The organism is Streptomyces sp. NPDC048659 (assembly GCF_040650575.1).
In the GTDB taxonomy this organism is placed as follows: Bacteria; Actinomycetota; Actinomycetes; order Streptomycetales; family Streptomycetaceae; genus Streptomyces.
The window spans coordinates 1-7277 of sequence record NZ_JBEZHM010000122.1; the positions used below are offsets into that span (position 1 = coordinate 1).

The 7277-nt window shown below is 71.0% G+C and carries 5 protein-coding genes; 2 read left to right on the forward strand and 3 right to left on the reverse strand.

From position 1 onward, the window contains the following. Nucleotides 1-380: 380 nt before the first annotated feature. Nucleotides 381-1388, reverse strand: coding sequence for a stage II sporulation protein M (locus AB0C99_RS39245; RefSeq protein ID WP_362485244.1), 1008 nt, complete (start codon nt 1386-1388; stop codon nt 381-383). 119 nt (nt 1389-1507) lie between these two features. Here AB0C99_RS39245 and AB0C99_RS39250 point away from each other — a divergent pair, with 119 nt between their 5' ends. After that, a complete protein-coding gene (locus AB0C99_RS39250) occupies nt 1508-2434 on the forward strand; it encodes an RDD family protein (protein ID WP_362485246.1) in 927 nt (308 codons plus the stop codon). A 1-nt stretch (nt 2435) separates the two neighbouring features. Here AB0C99_RS39250 and AB0C99_RS39255 read toward each other — a convergent pair whose 3' ends face one another. Both AB0C99_RS39255 and ahcY read right to left on the reverse strand, forming a co-directional pair. Next, nucleotides 2436-3047 (reverse strand): hypothetical protein, encoded by a 612-nt coding sequence (locus AB0C99_RS39255; protein ID WP_362485248.1) that lies wholly within the window; start codon nt 3045-3047, stop codon nt 2436-2438. A 141-nt stretch (nt 3048-3188) separates the two neighbouring features. After that, nucleotides 3189-4643 carry an adenosylhomocysteinase gene (ahcY, locus tag AB0C99_RS39260; RefSeq protein ID WP_362485250.1) on the reverse strand — a complete coding sequence of 485 codons (1455 nt, stop codon included), beginning with the start codon at nt 4641-4643 and terminating at the stop codon, nt 3189-3191. Nucleotides 4644-5037: 394 nt separating this feature from the next. On the opposite strand from ahcY, the gene AB0C99_RS39265 reads away from it, so the two are divergent. Beyond that, nucleotides 5038-7167 (forward strand): fructose-specific PTS transporter subunit EIIC, encoded by a 2130-nt coding sequence (locus tag AB0C99_RS39265; RefSeq protein ID WP_362485251.1) that lies wholly within the window; start codon nt 5038-5040, stop codon nt 7165-7167. The last annotated feature ends 110 nt before the right edge of the window (nt 7168-7277 follow it).

Consider the following 7277-nt stretch of genomic DNA (forward strand, 5'->3'; position numbering starts at 1 on the left):
CCTCTCGGGCTTTCCTCCGGGCGCTTCCTTCGTTCTTGCGTTTCCGACTCTATCAGATCTTTCCGATCCGATTTCCTCGGTGCTTTCCGGTCCCGGAATTTGTTTCTCGGGGCCTTCCGGCGTGTTCCGACTTTATCAGAATCATTTGGGCCGACCTAATCGGTGGCTTCTTGATTCGAATAAGGAATCGGGGGTGGCTCCACCGTCGGAGAATTCCGACCGGAGCGAGGAAGAGTCTAACGCTTTGGCCCCGAGCTTGTCCAGCTCCAGGCAACCGTTTGAATCTACCTCCCCACGCCGACCGTGTCAACGGTTTTTGTGGGCGGAGAGGAGACTAGCAGGTCAGCGGAGTGCTCCGCACATCGGCCGTGGCGGGCGGGTCACGCCGCCGTCGGCAGTTCCGCGCTGCGGGCGGCCTCTTCCACGTCGCCCGTGTCGCCGGCCCTGGCGGCTCGGCCGCCGAGTACGTAGACGTACGCGAGAAATGCCAGCTCAGCGACGATGCCGATGGAGATCCGGGCCCAGGTCGGGAGGCCCGACGGGGTCACGAAGCCCTCGATCAGGCCGGATACGAAGAGGACGAGGGCCAGGCCGATGGCCATGCCGATCGCCGCCCGGCCCTGCTGGGCCAGGGCGGCCCTGCGAGTGGTGGGGCCCGGGTCGATCACGGTCCAGCCGAGGCGGAGGCCCGTGCCGGCCGCGACGAAGACGGCGGTCAGTTCGAGCAGGCCGTGCGGAAGGATCAGGCCGAGGAAGACGTCGAGACGGCCGGCGCCAGCCATCAGTCCTATGCCGACGCCGACGTTCAGCATGTTGAGGAACAGGATGTAGAGGACCGGGATCCCCAGGAAGGCGCCGAGCACCAGGCAGACGGCCGCGGCCTGGGCGTTGTTCGTCCAGACCTGCGCCGCGAAGGACGCCGCCGGGTGGCTGGAGTAGTAGGTCTCGTACTGGCCGCCGGGGCGGGTCATCTCGCGCAGCTCGGCCGGGGCCCCGATCGATGCCTGCACCTCGGGGTGCGTACCGATCCACCAGCCGATCAGGGCCGCGACCAGGGTCGATATCAGCGCCGTCGGCACCCACCAGTGGCGGGCGCGGTAGACCGCGGCCGGGAAGCCCGTCGTCAGGAACGTGGCCGCGTCGCGCCAGGAGGCGCGGCGGGTGCCCGTCACGGTGGCCCGGGCGCGGGCCACGAGCTGGGTGAGCCGGGCCGTGAGCATCGGGTCGGGGGCGCTGGTCTGGATCAGCGAGAGGTGGGTGGCCGTGCGCTGGTAGAGGGCGACGAGTTCGTCGGCCTCCGCTCCGCTGAGGCGGCGTCCCCGGCGCAGGAGGTGGTCGAGACGGTCCCACTCGGCACGGTGTGCGGTGACGAAGACGTCGAGGTCCATGATCGGCTGCTGCTCCAGGCACTGGGTGCGTACGGTCCGTACAACTGCGGCGCGCTGCGCATCAGCTTGGCAGACTGGCGTTCGGACGGGGTTCGGCAGGTCGACGAAGGGCGGGGCGTGTGAGTGGGGTCGTGACGGGGGATGCCGTCGTCCTGGGGTTGCAGCCGGCGCGGCTGCCGAGCCGGGCGCTGGCCCTGCTCATCGACCTGGTCGTGATCTGGCTCGGGTACCTGCTCGTCAGCCTCCTTCTCCTGCTGGCGACGGCTTCGCTGGACGAGGCCGCCGCCATGGCGATCTCCATCGTGACCTTCCTGCTCTTCCTCGTCGGGGTGCCGATCGCCGTGGAGACGCTGTCGCACGGGCGGTCGCTCGGGAAGCTGGCCTGCGGGCTGCGGGTGGTGCGGGACGACGGGGGGCCGATCCGGTTCCGGCACGCGCTGATGCGCGGGGGCATGGGGGTCGTCGAGATCCTGATGACCTTCGGTGCCGTCGCGTGCGTCGCCTCGCTGGTCTCCGAGCGGGGGCGGCGGCTCGGGGACGTCTTCGCGGGGACGCTGGTGGTGCGGGAGCGGGTCGCCTCCGCCCGGAGCATGGTGGTGCCGCCGCCCCCGCAGTGGCTCGTCGGGCGGTTCGGGGGGCTGGACCTGTCGGCCGTGCCGGATCCGCTGTGGCTGGAGATACGTCAGTACCTGACGCGGATGACGCAGCTGGACCCCGCGATCGGGCGGCGGCTCGCGGAGCGGCTCGCCGACGAGCTCGTGGCCCGGACCGGGACGCCTCCGCCGCCGGGGGTGCCCGCCGCCGCCTTCCTCGCCGGTGTCGTCGCCGAGCGGCAGGCCCGGGATGCTCGGCGGGCGTTCGCCCCCACGGGTACGGGCACGGGCACGGCCGGGAGTGGGATTGGGAGTGGGCTTCCGGGGGGTGGCGGGTATCCCGCAGCGGGTGGCTACCCGGGCCAGTCGTCGGCAGCGGCTTCCGAGGCTGCCGGTGGTGCCGATTCTTCCGGGGGCGCCGCTCCCGCCACCGGGTTCGCGCCGCCCGCCTGAGTCAGAAGGCCGACGGCGGGGTGTCCAGGTCCTCCAGCTCGATGCCGGGGGCCGAGAGGACCACGTCGCCGGCCAGGTGGACGGTGTGCCGCTCCCCCGTGTCGAGGGTGCTGACCTGGTACTCGTCCACGGTCAGGGGGCCGTTGTCAGTGGCGTGCGCTTCACTCTTCGTCAGGGCCCAGGACTGGTCGACCGTCAGGGGGGCGAGCACGGGATCCGTGAAGGCGACGAGCCGGACGCGGGTCTCGGGGGAATCGGGGGTGAGCCGCAGGAGCCGGGAGATCGCGACGAGGAACGCCGGGGACGTGCCGGTGAAGGCGTGGGCGCGCACATTGCCTTCGGTGGCGTGGGTTCCGGTGGGGTCCGTGCGGACCCAGGTGACGCCGTCGATCGCGGCGCCTCGCACCTGCCAGTCCGCGGCGTGGAGTTCGAGTCTGATGGGGCGGCCCAGTTCGTCGACGGCCAGGTCGACGGAGCCCGCGGGGTCGCCGGAGGGGGTGGTCGTCCGTGAGACGTAGCGCCAGCCGGAGGGGCCGGGCGCGCAGCTGAAGTGCTCTTCACCGAGGGGGGTGTGATCGTGCGGGTCATGGAGCGAATAACGGCCGCGGGGCATGGGTCCTCGGGGTGCTTCCTGGAGCTGTGGGCCGGGTGAGACGGGGCAGGCCCCCGACACGGGGGTGCGGGGGCCTGCCTGTTCCTCTACGGGTGTGCCGGGCACCCGGGCGTCCGTGAGCGGACGCCCGGTGCCGGTGCATCAGTAGCGGTAGTGGTCCGGCTTGTACGGGCCCTCGACCTGGACGCCGATGTAGGCGGCCTGCTCCGGGCGGAGCGTCGTGAGCTTGACGCCGAGGGCGTCGAGGTGGAGGCGCGCGACCTTCTCGTCGAGGTGCTTCGGGAGCACGTAGACGTCGGTCGGGTACTCCTCCGGCTTGGTGAAGAGCTCGATCTGGGCCAGGGTCTGGTCCGCGAAGGAGTTCGACATCACGAAGGAGGGGTGGCCCGTCGCGTTGCCCAGGTTGAGCAGGCGGCCCTCGGAGAGGACGATCAGGACCTTGCCGTCGGCGAAGGTCCAGGTGTGGACCTGCGGCTTGACCTCGTCCTTGACGATGCCGTCGATCTTGGCCAGGCCGGCCATGTCGATCTCGTTGTCGAAGTGGCCGATGTTGCCGACGATGGCCTGGTGCTTCATCTTGGCCATGTCGGCGGCCATGATGATGTCCTTGTTGCCGGTCGTGGTGATGAAGATGTCGGCCGTCTCGACGACGTCGTCCAGGGTCGCGACCTGGTAGCCGTCCATCGCCGCCTGGAGGGCGCAGATGGGGTCGATCTCGGTGATGATGACGCGGGCGCCCTGGCCGCGGAGGGACTCGGCGCAGCCCTTGCCGACGTCGCCGTAGCCGAAGACCACGGCGGTCTTGCCGCCGATGAGGACGTCGGTGGCGCGGTTGATGCCGTCGATCAGGGAGTGGCGGCAGCCGTACTTGTTGTCGAACTTCGACTTGGTGACGGCGTCGTTCACGTTGATCGCCGGGAAGAGCAGGGAGCCGGCCTGCTGCATCTCGTAGAGGCGGTGGACACCGGTGGTGGTCTCCTCCGTCACGCCGCGGATCTCCGAGGCGAGCTGGGTCCACTTCTGGGGGCTCTCGCCGAGGGTGCGGTTGAGGAGGGTCAGGATGTACCCGTACTCCTCGCTGTCCGCGGTGGACGGGTCCGGAGCGGAGCCGGCCTTCTCGAACTCGACGCCCTTGTGGACGAGGAGGGTGGCGTCACCGCCGTCGTCCAGGATCATGTTCGGGCCGCCGGTGGGCGTGTTCGGCCAGGTGAGGGCCTGCTCGGTGCACCACCAGTACTCCTCCAGGGTCTCGCCCTTCCAGGCGAAGACCGGGACGCCCTGGGGGTTCTCCGGGGTGCCGTTCGGGCCGACGGCGATGGCCGCGGCGGCGTGGTCCTGGGTGGAGAAGATGTTGCAGGAGGCCCAGCGGACCTCGGCGCCGAGGGCGACCAGGGTCTCGATGAGGACGGCGGTCTGCACGGTCATGTGCAGGGAGCCCGTGACGCGGGCGCCGGCCAGCGGCTGCTGCGCGGCGTACTCGCGGCGGATCGACATCAGGCCGGGCATCTCGTGCTCGGCGAGGGTGATCTCCTTGCGGCCGAAGGCGGCGAGGGAGAGGTCGGCGACCTTGAAGTCCTGGTTGGCGACAGTCGTCATGACTGGTGCTGCTCCTCGTGTGATCGGTTCGAGGGTCGAGTGGGCACACCGGTGCACCGCAGTCGGGCGTCACGCGGGCATGGGAATGCCCGGTAACTTCCGCGGTGCAGTCGTCGGAGGCCCTCTCTCCCTCGGCCGGTCCACGTGGGGACCGCCCGACCGCCATCAGCAGCGACGTCTGGCTGGTCACGAATCTACACCGATCGGCGCAGTGACCCACAGTCCGGCCCCGTTCCGGATTCGGCTGGATCATGGCTCGACAAAGGGTCCAGCGGCCCTCGCATTCAGGGTCTTTCGGACTTTTGACGCCGCCGTCCGTCACGAGAGGATGCTCGGGATTCCGGAGCGATGCCGTCCGGAGAGAGCGTGAGGAGACGTACGTGAGGAACAGCTCGTGACCGGACCCGCGGGTGAGCAGCGCACGCGGAGGCTGCTCGCGGTGACCGCGTGTCCGACGGGGATCGCCCATACCTACATGGCGGCGGAGAAGCTGGCCCAGGCCGCTGCGGCGATGGGGGTGGAGATCAAGGTGGAGACCCAGGGCTCGATCGGCGCGGAGAACGTGCTGACTGACAACGATGTCAGAAACGCCGACGGGATCATCATCGCCGCCGACAAGGACGTGGACCGGAGCCGGTTCGCCGGGAAGCCGGTGCTGTCGGTCGGGGTCGCCGAGGGCATCCACCACCCCGAGCGGCTGATCGAGCAGGTCGCCGACGCGCCCGTGCAGGCGGGCGACGGGAGCGGCGGAGGGGGTGGTGGCGCGGCGGGCGCGGGCGGAGGCGGCGGCGGCAGGGAGCGGAGTGCCGCGTACAAGGCGCTGATGAACGGCGTCTCGTACATGATCCCGTTCGTCGTCGTGGGCGGGCTGCTCATCGCGGTCTCGCTCGCCCTCGGCGGTCACCCGACACCCGAGGGCCTGGTCATCCCGGAGGACTCCTTCTGGAAGGCCGTCAACGACATCGGCGACATCGGCTTCAAGCTGATGGTGCCGATCCTGTCCGGCTACATCGCGTACGCCATCGGGGACCGGCCCGCGCTGGTGCCGGGCATGATCGGCGGCGTGATCGCCAACACCGGCGCGCTGTACGACTCCGAGGCGGGCGCGGGCTTCATCGGCGCCATCGTCACCGGCTTCCTCGCGGGCTATCTGGTGCTCGCGATCAAGAAGGTGCGGGTGCCGAAGGTGGTGCAGCCGATCATGCCGATCATCGTGATCCCGATCGTCGCCACGACGGCGCTCGGGCTCTTCTTCATCTACGTGGTCGGGCGGCCCATCGCCTGGGTCTTCGAGCACCTGACGAGCTGGCTCGGCGGGATGACCGGCACCAGCGCGATCCTGCTGGGGGCGATCCTCGGCCTGATGATCGCGTTCGACATGGGCGGGCCGGTCAACAAGACGGCGTTCCTGTTCGGCGCCGGGCTCATCGGCACCGGCAACGAGGCCGTCATGGGCATGTGCGCCGCCGCGATCCCGGTGATGCCGCTCGGCCAGGGCCTGGCGACGCTGCTCCGCCGCAAGCTCTACGGCCAGCAGGAGCGGGACACCGGCATGGCCTCGCTCTTCATGGGGATGTTCGGCATCTCGGAGGGCGCGATCCCGTTCGCCGCCGCACGGCCCGCGCAGGTGATCCCGGCGAACATGCTGGGCGGTGCCGTGGCGGGCGCGCTCGCGGGGCTCGCCGGGGTGACCGACGCGGTGCCGCACGGCGGTCCGATCGTCGCCGCGCTGGGCGCGATCGGCGGGGTGCCGATGTTCCTCGTCGCGGTCGCGGCGGGCACGGTCGTCACCGCGCTCGCCACCAACGCGCTGATCGAGATCCGGGAGCGGTTCGCCCGGGGCGGCGGCGCGGCGCTCGCGACGGCGGGAGTGCCGGCCGGGGTGGCCGCTGCGGGGGTGCCCGCCGAGGTGCCCGCCGGCGTGGCTGCCGGGGTGGCCGCTGCGGTGCCCGCCGGGGTTTCCTCTGGGGTCTCCGCGGGCGTTTCCTCTGGGGTTTCCGCCGAGGTGGCCTCCTCCGTGGCCTCCTCGGCCGGGGCCTCCGGTGCCGGGGCCGAGGGGGGCGGGGACCGGGTGCTGTCCGGGTACCTCACCGCCCGGACCGTGAAGCTGCGGCTCGACGCCGGGGACAAGGACGGGGCGATCCGCGAGATGGCCGGGCTGCTCACGGGGACCGGGAAGGTCGCCGATCCCGAGGAGCTCGTCCGGGTCGCCTTCGCCCGGGAGGACCAGGGCACGACCGGGCTCGGCGAGCAGATCGCCATCCCGCACGCCAAGACGGACGCGGTCACGGAGCCGCTCGTCGGCTTCGCCCGTTCGCCGGAGGGCGTGGAGTGGGGCTCGCTCGACGGGACGAAGGCGCGGCTGATCTTCATGATCGCGGTGCCGGCAGCTGCGGCCGGTGACGAGCACCTGCGGATCCTGGCGCTGCTGTCCCGCAAGCTGATGGACGCCGGTTTCCGCGAGCGGCTGCTGGAGGCACCCGACGAGGACGGGGTGCTGGCGCTGCTCGCCGAGATCCGGTAGCCGGAGGCCGATGCCCCGGGAGCCGATATCCCGGGAGCCGGGAGCCGGGAGCCGATATCCCGGGAGCCGGGAGCCGGGAGCCGATATCCCGGGAGCCGGGAGCCGGGAGC

What these genes read in the sequence shown, in the direction of transcription:
- AB0C99_RS39245 (WP_362485244.1), bottom strand. Translation starts at nt 1,388, where the DNA reads ATGGACCTCGACGTCTTCGTCACCGCACACCGTGCCGAGTGGGACCGT.
- ahcY (WP_362485250.1), bottom strand. Translation starts at nt 4,643, where the DNA reads ATGACGACTGTCGCCAACCAGGACTTCAAGGTCGCCGACCTCTCCCTC.
- AB0C99_RS39255 (WP_362485248.1), bottom strand. Translation starts at nt 3,047, where the DNA reads ATGCCCCGCGGCCGTTATTCGCTCCATGACCCGCACGATCACACCCCC.